Below are 18,252 nucleotides of genomic sequence, written 5' to 3'. Positions count from 1 at the left end.
GGGGGGGGGGGGGGGGGGGGGGGGGGGGGGGGGGGGGGGGGGGGGGGGGGGGGGGGGGGGGGGGGGGCGCGGGGGGGCGGGGGGGCGGGGGGGGGGGGGGGGTGGGCGCGGCGGCTCGGAGGGGGGGCGGGTCGGGGGGCGCGTCGATGCGGGCCGCCGCCACGACCCCGGCGGCGATCAGCGCCAGCACGGTGAGGAGGAGGGGCACGGCGAGGCGCTCGCCCATCGCCCCGAGGGCGGCGCCGCCGGCGAAGTTGGCGAGGAGGAAGCCGATGGAGCCGGCCATCCGGATCCGCGCGTAGTCGAGGCGGCGGCTCCGGCGCACGGCCCCCAGGGTGAGGTAGTCGATGCTGGGCACCAGGGGCGCGGCCGCGACGGCATTCAGCGCGATGAGGAGGGCGAGCACGGGCCAGCCGAGGGCTGCGCCCGTGGGCATCAGCCCGTAGGTTCCGGCCAGGACCAGGCTGCCGGCGAGCAGGATCCGCGGCGCGGCGATCCCCCGGTCGATCAGCCCGACCAGGGGGGCGGTGGCGACGATGCGGATCGCGATCGGCAGGGCCAGCAGGGCGCCGATGACGGCCGCGTCGAGCCCGAGGGCGTTGAGCCAGACCGGCATGAACGGCATGGCGATGCCGATCTCGACGAAGACGACGGCGTAGAGCACCGACAGCCGAAAGGCGTTCGGCTCCGGGGGAGCAGGAGAAGGGTCAGACACAGCGACCGGACTGGGACGAGGGGGGCCTGTGGGAACGTCGCGTCAGGCGGACGCTGCGTAAAGCCGGCGTTAAAACGATCCTGTCAACCTGAGACGGCTTGGACCCGGCCATCGCGTGCCGGCCCCCGCGGCCAAGGACACGTACTTGATGTCGAGTTCCCATTCGCTGACGTCCCTCGACATCTCGGAATACGATCGCATCGAAGCGGCGATGACCGAGAGCGAGCGCGGTCGCTGGTTCCTCGACGCCTATCTCCGCCGCAACCGCACCAGCGACACGGGGATCCTCCTCGACGCGATCGCCCGCCTGGAGAGCGTGGTCACCCGCGATCGCGAGAGCAGCCAGATGGGGCGCGTGCGCGGCGACCTCATGGACATGGCCCACGCCATCGCCCGCACGAAGGCCGAGATCGCCGCCATCAACGCACCCGAGCAGGATCAGAGCCGGCTCGGCGGCGCCTCCGCGGCCCTCGACGCCATCGTGCGCTCCACCGAGAACGCGACCTCCGATATCCTCAGCGCCGCCGAGCACGTGCAGGAGGCCGCCTGGACCCTGCGGGAATCCGGCTCCGACGCCGCGATCTGCGACGAGCTCGACCGGCGCGCCACCGCCATCTACACCGCCTGCTCGTTCCAGGACCTCACCGCCCAGCGCACGGCGCGCATCATCCACACCCTGCGCTACCTCGAGGAGCGCCTCGCCGCCATGATGGCGATCTGGGGCGATGCCCTCGATCCGGTCCCGGCGGGCCCCGGGGGGTCGAGCGCGCCGGAGGTTCAGGCCGATCTCTGCCAGAGCGACGTCGACCGCTACATCGACATGGACGGATCGTCCGCGGAGCCGGTGCCGCCCGTGGCCTTCGCCCGGGCGCCGCTGTCTGACGACCCGTCCGCCGAGGACGACATCGTCTTCCTGGAGGCGACCGACGCCCTGGCGGACAGCGCCTCCGCGACGGCGCCCCCGGAGGCGTCCGCGCGTGCGGACGACCCGCACGCCGAGGACGCACCCTCGCCCGGCGAGGCCGCCTTCGCTGTCTCCGAAGCGGCCGAGCCCGCGGCCCCGGATGCGGCCGAGGCGATGGTCGCGCCGGAGGAGCCCGAGGCCGAGCCGAGCCCGACGGGTGAAGACGAGGCCGATCCGGCCGGGGATCTGCCCGAGACGCTGCCGACGGCGACGATCCGGGTCTCGGAGCAGGCGCAGACCGACATCGCGACGGCCTTCGCCGAGATCGATGCGCTGTCCGAGGACGAGAAGCGCGCGCTCTTCTCCTGAGGACCGAACCCGTGAGCGGCGCGGGGTCGCGCCGTCCACGGAAGGAGGCGCGCGGCTGCGGCGCGGCTGCTACAACGCCGCCATGCCCGCCGTCATGCCCGCCGCCCAAACCCTGCACCTGCTGAAGCTCTGCGTCGGTCCCGCCAGCATCGGCGATCTCGAGGCGCGCATCGCCCACACCCGCGCGGCGGCCCTGCGCGAGGGGCGCGATCCCGCCCCGGTGCACACCACCCGCATGGTGCCGACCCGCGCCGCCGAGATCGTCGGGCGCGGCTCGATCTACTGGGTCATCAAGGGCACGCTGCTGTGCCGCCAGTCCATCACCGCCATCACGCCGTTCACGGACGCGGACGGGATCGGCCGCTGCCGGCTGATCCTGCAGCCCGACGTCACCGCCGTGTCGCCGCGTCCCTGCCGGCCGTTCCAGGGCTGGCGCTACCTGAAGGCGGAGGATGCGCCGGCCGACCTCGACGCCCGCACGGCGGGCGGGCTCGCCGAGATGCCGGAATCCCTGCGCCGCGAACTCGCCGGCCTCGGCCTGATCTGACGCGCGCCAATCCGCGACGGAAAAACCCCCGCCCTCCGGGGGGAGGGCGGGGGGTCCGTTCGTCCGGTCCGGGGCGTGCGGGGCCCTACGCCCCGTCGAAGCGGCCGCTGGCATGGGCCAGCATGGTGTAGACCTTGCCGGTCTCCGAGGTGAGGTAGGCATCCGCCCGCGAGGAGTCGCGGTCGTTCTTCGAGACGTCGCCGAGCAGGCGCTCGAACTCGCCCACGTAGCGGTCGACCGTGCGCTGGAAATCGGCGTCCGCGGCGTAGCGGCGGCGCACCTCCTCGAAGGTCTGCCGGCCCTGGGCCGTGTAGATCCGCCGGTCGAACAGGTTCGGCTCGCCCCGGCGATAGCGCTCCCACAGCTCCACCGCGGTCTGGTGGTCGATCATCTTGGCGATGTCGCTGGAGATCGTCTCGAGGGCGGTGCGCCCGCGCTCGGCGGCGTTCTTCTGGGCTTCCGCCTGCTGCGTCGTGGCCGCAGCCGGCGCGTCCGGCGCCGGGTCCGCATCCTCGTCGAGAGAGGCCCGCGTCAGCAGGTCGGAGAGCCAGCCGCGGCCTTCGCCCGGCCGGGCCTCGGCGCGGGACGCCGGGCCGGTCCGTCCCGCCGCGGGGGCGGAGACGAGGTTCATCGACGTGCCGGGGCGGCCCGCCGGAGCCGCGGCCTTCGCCGCCGTTGCCGCGACCGGCTTGGCCGTTGCCGCGACCGGCTTGGCCGGGGCGGCCTTCGCCGGAGCGGTCGCGGCGGGAGCGGGGGCCGGCGCCGGGGCGGCGGGGCGCTTCGGCTCCGACACCTGCGGAACCGCCGCGTCCACCGCGCGGCCCGCGCTCTGGACCAGGCCGGAAAGCTCGGTCAGGGCCTTGAGCTGCTCGGAGACCACTCGGCGCATCTCGCCGGTGGCGTCCTGCGTCTCGCGCGGGATCTCCAGCACCCCGCGCTGGAGGTCGGCCCGGGTGGCATCGAGCTCGCGCCGGATCTCGGCCGCCATCTCGCGCAGGCCGGAGACGGAGTCCCCGAAGCGGCCGGAGGCGGTTTCGAGGACGCCCATCATCTGCTGCGACGCCGCCTCGATGGCGGTGCGCACGGCCTCGGCGGTGCGCCCGCTCTCGCTGTCGGCGCTGGCGCGCAGGCCCTCGAACGCCGCGGCGACGGCGGTCCCGGCGCCCGCGGCGGTCTCGGACAGGCTGGTGCCCAGGGCCCGCGCCCGCTCCTCGGCGGCGCGCAGGGTCTCGCCGATCATCGCGTCGAAGCGCGCGGTCTGCGCGTCGAGGGTGCCGGAGCGCTCTTCGATCCGCGACAGCACGCTGGCGATGGCGGCCTCGCGCTCGCCCAGACGGTCCGCGAGGCGGCTCTCGGCGCCCTGGATCTGGCCGGCCGCGCCCTGCAGCTGCCCGGCGGCGCCTTCGAGGTGGCCGACGGCCTGCCGCAGGGTCCCCGCATGGGTGCGGCCGATCTCGTCGAGGGCACGACCGCGCTCGTCGAGGGAGGCCGCCAGCTCGGCGGCGTCCCGCAGGGCGCCCTCGGCCACGTTCCGGAGAAGGTGGACCTGCTCGGACACGCCCGCGCTGGCCCGATCCGTCTCGCTGGCCACGGCCGCCAGGCCGTCGCGGATGTCGGCGATCCGGTGCGAGAGGCCCGCCTCGATATGGCCGAGGTTCTGGCCGGTTCCCGCCAGGAGCTCGCGCAGGGCGTCGTTGGCCCCGTCGATCCGCTCGAGGATGGCTGCGAGTTCGCCGCGCATCTGGGCGTTGGCGTCGTTCAGGGAGGCGATGGCCCGGGTCGCACCGCCGTCGATGGCCGAGAGCAGCGTCTCGGCGGAGGCGCGGGACTGGGCGGCCAGGGCTTCGGTGCGCTCGCGGATGGCGGCGACCAGCGGCGCGCCGCTCTCCTGCAGGGCGCGCTCGATGGCGTCGCCGCGCAGCGCCAGGGCTTCCACGAGCTGGGCCGCCGGTCCGTCCACGATCTCGCGCAGGCGCTCGGACTGGTCCGTCAGTTGGGCGACCACCGCGTTCCCGCGTCCGTCGAGGGTCTCGACCAGGGCACCGCCCCCCGTCTCGATGGCGCGGGTGATGGTCTCGGCGCTCTCCGCCAGCCGGCGGGCGAGGGCTTGGCCACGGGCCTCCATGAGTCCGGCCAGGGCCGTCGAGCGACGGTCGAACGCCTCGGTCATGGCGCCGGTGCCGGTGTCGAGCAGGGCCGCCACGGCCTCGTTGCGCTGGTCGAGGGCCGCGGCCAGGGCCTGGCTGTGCGCCTCGGCGAGGGCCGCGTGGCGGTCGACCCGCGCGTCGAAGGCCGCCAGCATCGCCGCGGTGCGCTGGTCGACCAGGGACGCGTAGGCGTCCTGGCGGTCGTCGAAGGCCGTGGCCAGGGCGTCGCCGCGCGAGGCGACGAGGGTGGCGAACACCTTCATCCGGGTGTCGATGCGGCTCGTGAAGGCCTCCGACCGGCTGTCCACCGCCTCCGTCAGGGCCTGGCCCTGCGTGTCGATGGTGCGGGCGAACTCCGCCGCGCTGGCCTCCACGAGGCCGCCGAGGGCCGCGAGCCGCTCGTCGAACATCGCCGCGAGGGCGCTGCCGCGGTCCTCGGCCTGCTGGGCCAGGACGTTGGCGCGGTGATCCACGGTCTCGTCGAGGGTCCGGAGCTGGCTGTCGAAGACCGAGGCGAGGGTGTGGGTCCGCTCCGCGACGCGGTCGGCCAGGGCGCCGGCGCGTCCATCCACCAGGCTCTCGAGGGCGCGCAGGCGCTCGTCGAAGATCGCCGCGAGCGCGAGGCCGCGCTCCTCGGTCTGGCGGGAGAGGCTGTCGGCCCGGTGCTCGACCGTCTCGTCGAGGGTCCGGAGCTGGGTGTCGAACACCGAGGCGAGGGTGCGGGTCCGCTCCTCGACGCGGTCGGCCAGGGTGCCGGCGCGCCCGTCCACCAGGCCCTCCAGGGCCCCCAGGCGCTCGTCGAAGATCGCCACGAGGGCGCGGGTCCGGTCGTCCGCCTGTGCGGCGAGCCCGGTGGCGCGCTCCTCGAAGAGGGAGACCAGGGCCTGCGCCATGGCCTCGGCCTGCTGGCGCAGGGCGCCCGCCCGTTCATCCACCACCTGGTCGAGGGCACCGACCCGCGTGTCGATGAGCGAGACCAGTGCCTGGGCGCGGGCATCGACTTCGTCGGACAGGGTGCCGGTGCGGTGGTCGACGAGGCGGTCGAGGGCGCCGAGCCGCTCGTCGAACAGGGTGGTGAGGCCGCGCGTCTGGGTCTCGACCCGGTCGGTCAGGGCCTCGGCGCGGCCGTCGATCAGGCCGTCGAGGGCACTCAGGACTTCGTCGAACAGGCCGCGCAGGCCCTGGGCCCGGGCGTCGAGCGACTGGGTCAGGTGGTTGCCGCGGCCGTCGACGATCGCGTCGAGGGCGCCGATGCGCTGGTCGAGGAGGGCCGTCAGGGCCTCGGTCCGGCCCTCGAGGGTCTCGGTCAGCTGCGCGCCGCGATGGTCGACGAGCTGGCCGAGGATGTTGATGCGATGGTCGAACAGGTTGGCGAGCGCGCGGGTGCGCTCGTCCACGGCCTGGGCCATCTCGCCGCTCCGGCGCTCGACCACGTCGTCCAAGCTTCCGAGGCGCTGGTCGAACTGCTCGACCAGGCTCTGGGCCTGAGCCCCCAGCGTCTCTGTGAGGCGCCTGCCGCGGGTGTCCACGAGCTCGTCGAGCACACCGATGCGCTGGTCGAAGGTCTCCGCGAGGGCGCGGGTCCTGGCCTCGACCGAGTCCGCGAGGCTGCCGCCGCGACGGTCGACCACCTCGTCGAGGTGCTCGATGCGCTCGTCGAAGAGGGTGGCCAGGGCCTGCGTCCGCGCCTCGACCGCCTCGGCGGCACTGCCGAGGCTGGCCGCGATGGTGTCCACGAAGGCCCGGCCGCGCTGGTCGAGCGTGTCGTGCAGCGGCGCGATGCGGTCGCTGAAGTTGGAGCCCAGGGAGCTGGCGTGGTTGTCGAGCAGCGCGCGGATCTCCCCCGTGCGGTCGTCGAGCAGCTGGTGGACCGTGCGCACGCCCTCGTCGAGGAGCGAGCTGATGTCGGAGGTCCGGCGGTCGAGGGTGGTGCCGAGGCGGCCCTCGCCCTCGCTGAGCTGGCGATCGGCCTCCGTGACCATGTCGCGCAGGCGAGCGAGGATCGTCTCGCCGCGCTGCTCCAGCACCGCGCCGAGGGAATTGCTGCCGAGGTCGAACAGCCGGGCGAGCTCGGTGATGCGGCCGCCGAGGGCGCCGAACACGGCGCGCCCCTTCTCGTCGAGCTCGGTGCCCATCGCGGCGGTGCGGGCATCGATGAGGCGGACGAGCTCGTCGGCGCGCTGCGAGAACGCCTCGCGGATGGCCACGGCCTGGGTGTCGAGGGCCTGGTTGGCGCTCCCGGTGCGCTCGACGATCATGTCGACGAGCTCGCGGGTGCGGGTCGCCAGATCCTCGTCCACCGCGCGGGTGCGGCTCTCGATCAGGCGGATCGCCTCGAAGGCCTGGGCTCCGAACGACTCCTCGATGAGGCGGCTGCGCTCCTCGAGGGCGGTGCCGATCGCTTCCAGGCGACCGAGCACGCCGGCATCGAAGCGGCCGGCGCCCTCGTCGAGGCGGCGGGACAGCTCCAGGGTCTGCTCGTCGAGGCGGCGGGCGATGTCCGCCGAGCGCTCGCCGAGGACGTCGCCGAGGCTGGCGCCGCGCTGGGCGATGTCGAGGGCCATGGTGTCCGCCCGCGTGTCGAGGGCCTGGACCAGGTCGCGGCCGCCCTCGGCCATGACGCGGGCCATCTCGGCGGTCCGCACGATCAGGGCTTCGTTCAGGGCGGTGGCGCGGCCGCCGAGATGGCCGTCGATCTGGGCGACCAGGTTGGCGAAGGTTTCGCCGATCTCGGTCGAACGCCGGGCGGAGCGCTCCTCGAGGGCGCCGAGCTGGCTCTCGACGGTTTCCTGGGCCTCCCGGGTGCGGGCGGCGATGCTGTCGGCCACCACCTTGCCCTGCACCGTGATGACGCGGTCCATCTCCTCGAGGCGACCGGACACGGATTCCGTGAGGGCGGCCGTGTCGCGGGCGATGCGCTCGGCCAGGATGTCGCCGCGGGCGATGGTCTCCTGGAGGGTCGCGAGGCGGTCGTTGAGCACGCGGTCGATCGCCTGGACGCGGGTCTCGGTGGTGTCGGCGAAGCTGGCGCCGGTCTGGTTGAGGGCGTCGTTCACCCGCGCGCCCTGCGCGGTGACGGCCAGCACGATGTCGCGCCCGGTATTGGCGAGCTGGGTCTGGGCGTCCTGCGCCTGGGAGGCGATGAGGTTGCCCAGGGTCCGGCCGTGGTTGTCGAAGACCGTCTCGACGTCGCGGATGCGGGCGATGAGATCGCCGCCGAGGCCGTCGGCCGCACGGGCGATGGTGCCGGCGGCCTCCTCGGCGCGCCGGGCCAGCTCGTCGTTGACGGCATCCAGGGTGCTGCGCAGGGCCTCGATGGAGGCGCTGGCCCTGCTGCCCACCGTGCCGCCGAGGCCGTCGGCGGCGTTGCGCAGGAGCTCGGCCGCCTCGGCGGTCCGGGCCGCGAGATCGGCCGACGTGGCGGCCAGCCGGGTCTCGAAGATCTGCACCGCCTCGACGGTGCGGGCCTCCAGCTCGCCGGTGGCGCTGGCGGAGGCGCGGCGCAGGGACTGCGCGGCCTCGGTGGTGCTGGCGCCGAGGGCCACGGTGGTCTCCTCCGCGCTGCGGCGGAAGGTGTCGGCGGCCTCGGACGTCCGGTTGCCGATCTCGGATTCGAGGGTCGCGGCCGTGGCGCGCAGGCTGTCCACCGCCTCCAGGGCCCGGGTCTCGAAGGTGTAGCCGAGGGCCGACAGGGCGCCCTCGAGCGTCTGCGTGGCTTCCTGCGTCCGCAGGCGCACGAGTTCGCCGACGCGATCGCCGGTCGCCCCGAGGGTGGATTCCAGGGTCGCGCCCTCGACCGTGACGGTCCGATGCAGCTGGTTCGCCACCGTCTCGATGCGCTCGGCCAGGGCCGCGCCGTGCTGGTCCAGACCGTTGGCGAGGCCTTCCACCGAGCGGAGGAGGTCGTCGCGCACGCCGCCGGCCCGGTTGCCGAAGGTCTCCACGATGGCGCTGGCGGCAAGGGCCAGGGCGGCCTGGGCCTCGCGGCCCGACGCGTCGATGCGCTCGGAGACCGAACCGCCATGCACGTCGATCGTCTCCCGCAGGCGGGTGGCCGCGGCCTCGATGCGCTCGGCCAGGGTGCCGCCGCGCTCGTCGAGGCGGGTCGTCGCGTCCTCCACCGAGCCGATCAGGGTCTCCCGGAGGGCGTCCGCGCGGGCGCCGAAGCTCTCGATGATCGCGCTGGCGGCCAGCGCCAGGCCGGCCTGGGTGTCGCGGCCGCGGGTCTCGAACAGGTTCGAGACTTCCGAGCCGTGGACCGTGATGGTCTCGTGCAGACGGGCCGCGGCGGTCTCGATGCGATCGGCCAGGGCGCCGCCCTGGGTGTCGAGGCCGGAGGCGATGCCGTCGACGGAGCGGACGAGGTCCTCCCGCACGCCGTCGGCGCGGGCCGTGAAGGTCTCGATGATGCTGCCGGCGGCGGCGGCCAGACCCGTCTGGGCCTCGCGGGCCCGGGCCTCGATGAGGGCAGACACGCCGGTGCCGGCGGTCTCGATCTCGCTGCGCAGGGCATCGCCGCGCACGGAGATGTCGTGGGTGAGGGCGGCGCCGGTCTCGGCGATGTGGGCGCGCAGGGCATCGCCCGTCTCGGCGAAGCGCGCGGTGATCTCGCCGCCCGTCGAGGAGAACTGGGCCGTCAGCTCGGAGCCGCGGGCCAGGAAGGCCTCTTCGAGGCCGCGCGCGGACAGTTCGAAGGTCTGGCGGACTTCGCCGCCCTGGCGGTTCAGGGCCTCGATGACCTCGGAACCGGTCTGGGCCAGGGTCCGCGCCACCTGCCCGGCATTCTCCGCCAGGGTGGTGGTGAGGATGCCGCCGGTACGCTCGAAGGCCCGGGTGACCTCGTCGGCCCGGGTCTCCAGGGACAGGGTGAGGGCGCTACCGACCTCCGCGAGGCTGCCGCGCACCCCCTCGCTGGTGGAGGCGAGGCGCTGCACGAGGTCGTCGCCGCGGCCGGAGACCAGCTCGACCACCCGGTCGCCGGCCTCGCCGAGGGCGGCGGTGATGGCGTCGCCGCGGTCGCCGAGGGCCGAGGTGATGGCCTCGCCGCGGGCATCGAGGGCGCTGGTGACCCGGTCGCCGGCGCCGTTCACCGCGGAGACGATGCGCTCGGCGGCGCCGTCGAGCTCCGCCGTCAGGCTCTGGTGGGTGCCCGTGATGGCCCCGCGCACGCGCTCGGCATTGGCGATGATCGACTCGCGCTGGGCGACGAGCTCCTCGACGAGGGAGCGGATGCGGATCTCGTTGTCGGAATAGGCCCGCTCCAGGGTCGCGATCTCGCCGCGCACCAGGGTCTCGAGCTCGCCCGCCCGGGCCAGGGCCCGCTCGACGCCGTCGCCGACCGCCGCGACCTCGCGCCGGACGGTCTGCGACATGGTGAGCACCGCGTCGGTGGAGAAGTTCTCGGGCTCGGCCAGACGGATCGCCACCTCGCCCACGGCGCGGGCGACGAGGCGCATCTCCTGGGCGCGCACGGCGAGCATCCCCATGATGGCGAACAGCACCACGGGGCCCACGAGGGCGGTCGCCGCCACGGCGCCCTGAAGCGCGGTCAGGCCCTGGAAGAAGCCGCGCAGGTCGCCGGAGGACTGCACCCAGGCCAGGGCGAGGAGGCCGGCGATCCAGAGGGCGCCCGCCGCGGCGGCGATGAGGTAGGGGGTGCGCGAGGGGCGCACGCGCAGGGTCTGCTGCAGGATGCCGATGTTCTGGCGATCGTCGTTGGCCACCATGGAACGGTCGGGCGGCAGGAGGCCGCCCTCGCGGCGCGGCCGGTTGCGGTCCGGCGGCGGCAGGTCCGAGGCGAGGGGCTGGTCGAGGTCGAGGCGGGGCGGCGCGAGGCGACCGCTGGGATCGCGCAAGGGATCGCCGTCGCCGACATCCGGCAGGCGGGGTTCCACCCGGGATGCCTCGTCGCCCTGAGCGAAAGCGTCGAGGTTGAGAGCCTGCTCGATCGCCGACAGAGCCGCCTCGGCCGGGTCCTTGAGCTTCTTTTCCGTGGCCATTCAACGCCTCGTTACGCGTATCCCGATCGGCGGCCGCGCCCGTCGATCAAGGTTACTTTTACCAATTTACCAAGGAACTTTAGACTTCGGCACAGGGCTCGGATACCCGAGCCGGCCGCAGCGCCCAAAAAACCTTAACGGAATGGTTACCAAGCCGAGGGCCGGTACCGCGCCGTCGTCTTTCTGCATGATGCCTCAACGCGTAGACGGAAGCGAACGACGGCGGGGGTCAGCTGTGGATAGCCAGGATGGCCGCCGCCGCAGGCGCGCGAGGATGCAGTGCGAGAACCGGATTTCCCAGACCCGTCGGCGGCGGTGCTCCTCGATGCCGATCACCTGTCGCGCCAGACCTTCGGCGACGCCGCGCTGGCCGCGGAGCTCCTCGGGCTCTTCGCGGACCAGTGCCACCGCCTCCTGCCGGGAATCGTCGATCCGGACCGGGAGCCGGCCGAGCGGGCCGACCTCGCCCATACCCTGAAGGGCTCGGCTCTCGGGATCGGCGCGGTCCGCGTCGCCCGGATCTCGGGGGCGATCGAGGACGCGTTGCGCGCCGGTGGGACGGACGTCCCCGCCGAAACGCTCGCCGCCGCAATCGTCGAAACCCTCGCGACCTCGACGCGACCCCTCTGAAATACCGGGCCCGGACGTCGCGTCGCGGCTCGTCGATGGAACGGCGCGGCCGCTGCGGCGTAAGCGCAGGAAACATCGCCCGGTCGGCGAGCGCGCTTGCATTCGGAGGCCTGCCCCTTCAAGGCAGGCTCTGCGCCGCACAACCGGCCGTACTACGCGTTGTCCGAGCCCGGAGCCCCCGATGCCCAAGATCACCTACGTCGACCACGCCGGAACGGCCAGGACCGTGGAGGGCGACGTGGGATCGACCGTGATGGAAGCGGCGATCCGCAACAACGTGCCGGGGATCGATGCGGAATGCGGCGGCGCCTGCGCCTGCGCCACCTGTCACGTCTACGTCGATGCGGCCTGGGCCGCTGTCGTGGGGCCCGCCGAGGCGATGGAGCAGGACATGCTCGATTTCGCCTCCGACGTGCGTGCGACCTCGCGGCTGTGCTGCCAGATCCGCATCACCCCGGAGCTGGACGGTCTCAGCGTCACGACGCCGGCCCGTCAGGGCTGAGGGGGCGGCGTCCGAGGCTCTCGCTGAAGCGGAGGAGGTAGCCGTCGGGGTCCTGCACCAGGAACTGCCGGCAACCGACCTCTTCGCCGCCGGCGCGATACCAGGCGTCGTGTAACGGCCGGAACAGCGGCCAATCGATGCCACTGAGACGCGTGACGATTTCGGCCGCGGACCGCACCGTAATCTGAAGGTTGATGCCCCGGCCGAAAGGGGGCTTCAGGGGCGCGGTGGCCCAATTGCCATTGATCACGTTGAGCATCACCTGCGCGCCGTCACGTTCGAGGTAGGCGAACCCAGTCTCGGGTCTTCCGTAGGCACACGCGAAGCCGAGGACGTCGCACCAGAAGGCCACGCTTCGCGCCAAGTCGCGCACATTGAGTTCGGGGACGAGGGGGGCGAACCCGCCTGACGGCAGGGAATCCGACATCGAAACTCCGCGTTTTCCTGAGCCCAAGTTTCCCTAGCGAACCAAAGTCCGCATCGCCGCATCGATGCCTTCGAGGTTGAGTGGGAACATGCGCTCTCCCATCAGCCGGCGGATCATCCCGATCGACTGGGTGTAGGCCCAGTGTTCCGCCGGAACGGGGTTCAGCCAGACCGTCTTCGGAAACCGCTCGAGGATGCGGTTCAGCCAGACCTCGCCGGGTTCCTCGTTCCAGTGCTCCACCGATCCGCCCGCCATGGCGATCTCGTACGGGCTCATGGAGGCGTCGCCGACGAACACCACGCGATAGTCCGGCGGATAGGTCCGCAGCACGTCGAGGAGTGGCAGTGTCTCGTCGTGCCGGCGCCGGTTCTCGCGCCAGACGCGCTCGTAGGGGCAGTTGTGGAAGTAGAAGTGCTCGAAGTGCTTGAACTCCGAGCGGGCAGCGGAGAACAATTCCTCGGCCAAAGCCACGTGGAAGTCCATCGAGCCGCCCACGTCGAGGAACAGCAGCACCTTCACGGCATTGCGCCGTTCCGGCCGGAGCCTCACGTCGAGATAGCCCTTGGCGGCGGTCTCGCGGATCGTTCCGTCGAGGTCGAGTTCGTCCGCGGCGCCGCTGCGGGCGAAGCGGCGCAGGCGTCGCAGAGCCACCCGCATGTTGCGTGTGCCGAGCTCGACCGTGTCGTCCAGGTCCCGGAATTCTCGCTTGTCCCAGACCTTCACGGCGCGGAAGTTGCGGTTGCCGTCCTGGCCGATCCGGATGCCCTCCGGATTGTAGCCGTAGGCCCCGAACGGCGAGGTGCCGCCGGTGCCGATCCACTTGTTACCGCCCTGGTGGCGCTCGCGCTGTTCGGCGAGGCGCTGTTTCAGGGTCTCGAACAGATTGTCCCAGCCGAGCGCCTGCAGTTCCGCCTTCTCGGCATCGGTAAGGTACTTCTCGGCGAGCTTGCGCAGCCATTCCTCGGGGATCGGCGTCGGTTCGGATGCCGCGCCCAGGGTCTCGATGCCCTTGAACACGGTGCCGAACACGCGGTCGAAACGGTCGAGGTTGCGCTCGTCCTTCACCAGGGCCGTACGGGCCAGGAGGTAGAACTCCTCGATCCGCTTCTCGGCAAGGTCCCGGTCGAGCGCACCCAGGAGCGTCAGGAACTCCCGCAGCGTGACGGGGACCTTGGCGTCGCGCAGGGCGGTGAAGAACTGGAGCAGCATGGGGTGACAACGCGGGAAGCCGGTGTCGTGGTCAAGACCCGACCCGCGCCCGACGCCTGGCCGAGTCACATACGTTAAGCTGGGTATAACCCAGGATTTCTGTTGATAGTGCCAAGCGGACGTTATTCCAGCGAACAGGACTTGTCATCTGAATCGAACATCTTGGCCCCACGGTCTCGTGCAAGTCAGGGCAAGTCGTCAGGGCGCATGGTCTTCGGGTTGAGTTGGGAGTGACCGACATGGCGCTCGCGTTGCGCTCGTTGAGCGATTTCAAGCGGTTCCTTTCGGAGCCGGGCGCGACGATTCAGGTGGTGCGCAACACCTTCATCGACCGGCAACCCGCCTCCTTCGCGGACGCCTACCGGGCCAAGGGAATGTACGAGCCGCGCACCATCCGGGCGGTCTCCAAGAAGGCGGCGATCTTCTCGATCCAGGGGCATCCGACGACGATCTGGCTTTACTGGGACAAGGGCACGCGCAAATGGCGCTTCAACGACGATACGGTGACGATCCCGCTCGACACCGGCCTCGGTCCGCCGGACGAGATCGTCTATCGCTGCAGCTACGCTCCCGGCATGGATCCGGCAGCCCATTCGTCCGTCCGTCGGGCCAAGCCCCGAACGCCGAAGCCGCCCGATGCCCTCAAGCCGGCATCTCCGAAGCCGCCACCGGAGCTCAAGGCCGGGCGGGGCGGCACGGTCCCCGGTCCATCCAAACCACCCGCTTCGAACTCCCTGTCCGTGCCCGTGATGCCCCCCCGTGGCCAGGGCCGGCTGCTCTGAAGCGCTCGGGTTCGTTCCTCAGGCGGTCTTGCTGACCGGTTTGGCCTCGTCCGCAGGCGTCGCGTCCCGGACTTCCACGACCTTGCCGACGGTGCGGCGAGCCCGAAAGGCCGGCCGGACCTCGGTCTCCTTCCGCTTCAGCATCGCCCGATACTCGTCGCGTCGTTCGTGGATCGAAGCGATCACGAGCCCCATCGGCACGCCGACATCGACGAGGACGGCTTCAGAGAGCTGGAGCGATGCCTCGATGGTTTCGGGAACCGCATCATCGACGCCCATCTCGTAGAGCGCGGTGGCGTGTCGGGCATCGCGCGCCCGCGCCACGATGGTGATGTCGCGCCGCTCGGCCCGGGCTGCTTCCACCACCGCCTCGACGGCCCTGGGATTGTCCAGGGTAACGACGAGGGCCCGGGCATTGGCGATGTCGCAGCGGCGCAGCAGCTCGGGATTGGCCGAATCTCCGAAATAGACCGGATTGCCCAGACGGCGATGTTCCGAGACTCGGGCCGCATCCGCGTCGAGGGCGAGATACGGGATCTTGTGCCGGACCAGCATCTCGCCAACGAGCCGCCCGACGCGGCCGTATCCCGCGATGATGACCCGGTTCTGCTGACGATCCGGCACCGGCTCGGCCCGCGCCCGGCCGAGCTGCGCGGTCGAGAGTCGCTTGCCGACGCGGCGCGCCAGCACGGCGAGGGCCGGGATCGCGATCATGGTCACCGTGGTCACGACCAGGGCGGCCTGCCCGACCTCCTCGGGCACGAGCCCGCCCGCCAAGGCGCCACCGATCAGCACGAAGGCGAACTCGCCGCCGGGACCCAGCAGAAGGGCTGCTTCGACGGCCACTGCCCGGGACAGCTTCAGGAAACGCGCGGCGATGACGATGACGGCGCCCTTGATGAGGATCAGGGCTAGGGCGAGCCCCAGCACCGCGCCCGGGGCCGACATGAGGTGGGCTGGATCGAGATTCATGCCCACGGAGACGAAGAATACCCCCAGCAGCAGGCCCTTGAACGGGTCGATCGTCGCCTCGATCGCGCGGCGATACTCGGTCTCCGCCAGCAACAGCCCGGCCACGAAGGCGCCGAGGGTCATCGAGAGCCCGGCGGCGGCAGCCGTCACGGCGGTGCCGATGATGACCAGGAGGCAGGCCGCCATGAACAGCTCGGGCGAGCGCGTTCGGGCCACCAGCTGGAACAGCGGCCGCAGCGCCACACGTCCCACCACGACGATTACCACGATGGCGACAGCCGCCTGACCGAGCGCGAGGGCGAGGGCGCCCCCCACATCCGAGCCGTCGTTCCTGCCGAGCACCGCGATGGCAAACAGGACCGGGGCCACCGCGAGGTCCTGGAACAGCAAGACCGCGAAGCTTGCGCGGCCCGCCGGGGTATTCAGTCGCTTCTGGTCCGCAAGGACCGGCAGCACGATCGCGGTCGAGGACAGAGCGAGGGCCAGTCCGACGATGATCGCGGCGGCGAGCGGCACTGACAGGGACAGGAGGATCAGGCCGATCACGACCGAGGAGGCAAGGACCTGGATGGAGCCGAGGCCGAAGACGAGGCGGCGGAGCGTTCGCAGACGCTCCCACGAGAGCTCGACGCCGATCATGAACATGAGGAAGATCACGCCGAACTCGGCGAGGTGCGCGATCTCCGCCCGGTTGGCGATGGTGAAGGTCGAGACCCAGTGGTGCGTCTCGGCGAAGCGTCCGAGACCGAAGGGACCGAGGAGTGCGCCCGCCCCGATGAAGCCCAGCACCGGACTTATGCGCAGCCGATGGAACAACGGCACCACCACGCCCGCGGTGACGAGGAATAGGATCGCTTCCTTATAGGAGCCGGCGTGCACGTCCGTCATCAGTCGGGGATGTCTCCAGCGGCCGGAGCAATGGACGGGGGCGCCCCGGCCCAGTCCGTCGATGACCATGGGCACCGGGGCCATCCCGGCGCAACAGCGCACACACGCGGAAACAACAAAATGGTCGGCTGCGACCATTCGGATGGGGAGACCGTGCTGGTCAGCACCGCTGATGCGGCGCAAAAACGGCACAATATGCGCATAAGGCAAAGCCTTAACGGACGGTTAAGCGCGCAGCGTCGCGTTTCGAGACACGAGTGCCCCATGCGAAAGACGCCGCCCAACCGCGACGTGCAACGTGAAGCCCGAGACTGGCGCCGGGAGTCCGACCGCTGGACTCACGAACGACATATCGAGAGGGGCTACCGCATCAAGTGGGGCTACGTCGCGATCGCCTATCTCGTGGAGTTCATGGTCATCGGTGCCTCGCTCTGGGGAGCGTGGCTGTTCGCTGGCGTCTACAGCGACGGCGACTCGCAGGCGTTCTACTTCATGCTGCTCGCCCCGCTGGTCTACGCGGCGGTGGAGCTGTGCCGCGTCCCCCTCGGGATTCTGGCCCGCACGCAGCGCTCTTATTTCATCCGCGCGCTGGCGATCGTCGGCATCATCTTCGCGGCCGGCGTTACCACCAAGTCGGTGTCCCAGCTCGGCGAAATGATGTTTCATCCGCGCCTGATGGACGCCGCCAAGGCGAAGACCGCCCTGAAGGACGCACAGGCTGATCGCGGCACCATCGACAACCGCATCGCCACGGCGGATGCGCGGGTCGCGCAGTACACGACCGAGCTCGATCAGATCGAGAAGCGCGCTGCCGAGAACGCCAGCCAGCTCGCCGGCTTGCCGGCGCAGCGCTGCGAACGCGTCTACGGCACCAACAGCCGTGGTCAGCGCTACTCGAACATGAAGTGCGTCACCGATCCGCGCACGGCGACCCTCAATGCGAGCGTCGCGAAGGCCGGCTCCGACCGGGGCGCCGTGACGAAGATGCTCGAAGAGGCACGCAAGGCCCGCGGCGACCTCGATCGGGGCGCGGCGGAGCGCAAGGTCGCCGACGCCGAGCAGGCCTATCGCAACTCGGTCAACCGCTCGCAGCTGCACTCCTTCACCGCCATGGTCTACGGCGTCGACCCGATCGACGTGAGCGAGGCGCAGGTCCACGCCTTCCTGCGGATCTTCGTGTTCGTGCCGGCGGTCTGTGCCGCTTTCGCGTCGACGATCCTCGCCCTCTGCGCCGTGTCGGTGCGCAAGACCTTCATGGACGAGGATGACCTCGGTGCCACCGTCGACCCGGCCGCGACCCCCTACATGCTCGACTCGATCACCGACGCCCTGCGCCAGGAAATGGCCTTGAGCCAGCCTCGAGGCGTGCCGGATGAGCCTTCCGTCGCTGCCCAGGCCCCGGCCCCCGCGGCTCCTGCTCCGGCAACGGCCGCGGCCGGCGGCGCGGTAATCCCGATCGATCGACGTGGCTCGACACAGGCCGCAAGCGCAGGAGCCGGCGCGTGAGCATCCATACCTCCGGCACCCCCGAGAATGTCGTCCTCGCTCAGAGCGTGAACGGACGCCTTCGGGCCGAGGCGCGCATCATCGCCGCTCGCGCTTTCCTGTTCCGCTCCATCGGGGCAGGCGCCTTCCTGCTTCTCGCCGGCGCCGGACTTGGCGCGGCGTCCTACGGCTACGCCTACATGAACCAGTTCGATTCGGCGGCGGAGAAGATTGCGGCCGCGATGCAGGCGGCCCTGTCCGACGTGACCCTGAAGACCAAGGGCGAGGTCACACTGACGGATAACGTCCTCAAGCTCGAGGGCGGGGTGCCGAAGGCGGGTGGAGCGCCGATTCCGACGAAGGCGCAGCTCGGCAACGACGCCGCGCCGGCCTCGAAGGCCCCCGTGAACACCACCTTCACCGTGTTCAAGCAGGTGCCCTACATGGACGGCCAAATCGTCACCGGCTGGAACTTTCGTGCGAACGAAGACCAGCCGTTCCAGCAATACTGCTACTTCTCCCGGCGCCAGAACGAGGCGAAGGGGCAGGTCGAGATCAAGATCGATCTCGCTATGGACGGAAAGACGCTGCCCCAACCGCAGAAATCCGACGTTAACCTCGGCATCCTGGCATCGAACTGCGTCTGGCACGACGGAAAGACGCTCTAGCACGACCG

General features: G+C 71.5%; 12 protein-coding genes. 7 read left to right on the top strand and 5 right to left on the bottom strand.

The window, feature by feature from the left end:
* Positions 1-664: MFS transporter (locus tag AC6EUL_RS15270; protein WP_499871062.1), on the bottom strand; the 664-nt coding region annotated here is incomplete at its 3' end.
* 199 nt (positions 665-863) lie between these two features.
* Here AC6EUL_RS15270 and AC6EUL_RS15265 point away from each other — a divergent pair.
* Both AC6EUL_RS15265 and AC6EUL_RS15260 read left to right on the top strand, forming a co-directional pair.
* Positions 864-1,988 carry a hypothetical protein gene (locus AC6EUL_RS15265; RefSeq protein WP_056382423.1) on the top strand — a complete coding sequence of 375 codons (1,125 nt, stop codon included), beginning with the start codon at positions 864-866 and terminating at the stop codon, positions 1,986-1,988.
* A gap of 82 nt (positions 1,989-2,070) precedes the next feature.
* A complete protein-coding gene (locus AC6EUL_RS15260; protein ID WP_244472604.1) occupies positions 2,071-2,535 on the top strand; it encodes a DUF1489 family protein in 465 nt (154 codons plus the stop codon).
* A gap of 85 nt (positions 2,536-2,620) precedes the next feature.
* On the opposite strand, the gene AC6EUL_RS15255 is transcribed toward AC6EUL_RS15260, so the two are convergent.
* Complete coding sequence (locus AC6EUL_RS15255; protein WP_499871059.1) at positions 2,621-10,681, bottom strand: apolipoprotein A-IV repeat region-like domain-containing protein; 8,061 nt, start codon at positions 10,679-10,681, stop codon at positions 2,621-2,623.
* A gap of 279 nt (positions 10,682-10,960) precedes the next feature.
* Here AC6EUL_RS15255 and AC6EUL_RS15250 point away from each other — a divergent pair, with 279 nt between their 5' ends.
* Both AC6EUL_RS15250 and AC6EUL_RS15245 read left to right on the top strand, forming a co-directional pair.
* Positions 10,961-11,311 carry an Hpt domain-containing protein gene (locus AC6EUL_RS15250; RefSeq protein ID WP_082559303.1) on the top strand — a complete coding sequence of 117 codons (351 nt, stop codon included), beginning with the start codon at positions 10,961-10,963 and terminating at the stop codon, positions 11,309-11,311.
* A gap of 181 nt (positions 11,312-11,492) precedes the next feature.
* Positions 11,493-11,813, top strand: coding sequence for a 2Fe-2S iron-sulfur cluster-binding protein (locus AC6EUL_RS15245; protein WP_499871057.1), 321 nt, complete (start codon positions 11,493-11,495; stop codon positions 11,811-11,813).
* Here the strand turns inward: AC6EUL_RS15245 and AC6EUL_RS15240 are convergent.
* Positions 11,788-12,240 (bottom strand): bleomycin resistance protein, encoded by a 453-nt coding sequence (locus AC6EUL_RS15240; protein WP_499871055.1) that lies wholly within the window; start codon positions 12,238-12,240, stop codon positions 11,788-11,790. The genes AC6EUL_RS15245 and AC6EUL_RS15240 overlap by 26 nt on opposite strands.
* A gap of 33 nt (positions 12,241-12,273) precedes the next feature.
* A complete protein-coding gene (locus AC6EUL_RS15235; RefSeq protein ID WP_056269663.1) occupies positions 12,274-13,449 on the bottom strand; it encodes a vWA domain-containing protein in 1,176 nt (391 codons plus the stop codon).
* Positions 13,450-13,688: 239 nt separating this feature from the next.
* On the opposite strand from AC6EUL_RS15235, the gene AC6EUL_RS15230 reads away from it, so the two are divergent.
* Entirely contained in the window at positions 13,689-14,231 is a 543-nt protein-coding gene (locus tag AC6EUL_RS15230) for a hypothetical protein (RefSeq protein ID WP_499871053.1), read from the top strand.
* Between the two features lie 18 nt (positions 14,232-14,249).
* On the opposite strand, the gene AC6EUL_RS15225 is transcribed toward AC6EUL_RS15230, so the two are convergent.
* The gene (locus AC6EUL_RS15225) at positions 14,250-16,091 is read right to left on the bottom strand and encodes a cation:proton antiporter domain-containing protein (RefSeq protein ID WP_499871051.1); all 1,842 of its coding nucleotides are present in this window, start codon (positions 16,089-16,091) and stop codon (positions 14,250-14,252) included.
* Between the two features lie 264 nt (positions 16,092-16,355).
* Between AC6EUL_RS15225 and AC6EUL_RS15220 the strand changes: the two genes are divergently transcribed.
* Both AC6EUL_RS15220 and AC6EUL_RS15215 read left to right on the top strand, forming a co-directional pair.
* Entirely contained in the window at positions 16,356-17,597 is a 1,242-nt protein-coding gene (locus AC6EUL_RS15220; protein ID WP_056382411.1) for a hypothetical protein, read from the top strand.
* Entirely contained in the window at positions 17,594-18,244 is a 651-nt protein-coding gene (locus AC6EUL_RS15215; protein WP_056269654.1) for a hypothetical protein, read from the top strand. Before AC6EUL_RS15220 ends, AC6EUL_RS15215 begins: the two co-directional genes overlap by 4 nt.
* The last annotated feature ends 8 nt before the right edge of the window (positions 18,245-18,252 follow it).

The organism is Methylobacterium sp. 001424705, from assembly GCF_059816145.1.
The sequence above is the reverse complement of the archived record's forward strand: the minus strand, read 5'-3'. Positions and strand labels throughout refer to the sequence as shown.

Excerpts from the sequence above, each read along its gene's own strand:
- AC6EUL_RS15265 (WP_056382423.1), top strand. The coding sequence starts at position 864 with ATGTCGAGTTCCCATTCGCTGACGTCCCTCGACATCTCGGAATACGAT.
- AC6EUL_RS15230 (WP_499871053.1), top strand. The coding sequence starts at position 13,689 with ATGGCGCTCGCGTTGCGCTCGTTGAGCGATTTCAAGCGGTTCCTTTCG.
- AC6EUL_RS15220 (WP_056382411.1), top strand. The coding sequence starts at position 16,356 with ATGCGAAAGACGCCGCCCAACCGCGACGTGCAACGTGAAGCCCGAGAC.
- AC6EUL_RS15245 (WP_499871057.1), top strand. The coding sequence starts at position 11,493 with ATGCCCAAGATCACCTACGTCGACCACGCCGGAACGGCCAGGACCGTG.
- AC6EUL_RS15255 (WP_499871059.1), bottom strand. The coding sequence starts at position 10,681 with ATGGCCACGGAAAAGAAGCTCAAGGACCCGGCCGAGGCGGCTCTGTCG.
- AC6EUL_RS15240 (WP_499871055.1), bottom strand. The coding sequence starts at position 12,240 with ATGTCGGATTCCCTGCCGTCAGGCGGGTTCGCCCCCCTCGTCCCCGAA.
- AC6EUL_RS15235 (WP_056269663.1), bottom strand. The coding sequence starts at position 13,449 with ATGCTGCTCCAGTTCTTCACCGCCCTGCGCGACGCCAAGGTCCCCGTC.
- AC6EUL_RS15225 (WP_499871051.1), bottom strand. The coding sequence starts at position 16,091 with ATGACGGACGTGCACGCCGGCTCCTATAAGGAAGCGATCCTATTCCTC.
- AC6EUL_RS15260 (WP_244472604.1), top strand. The coding sequence starts at position 2,071 with ATGCCCGCCGTCATGCCCGCCGCCCAAACCCTGCACCTGCTGAAGCTC.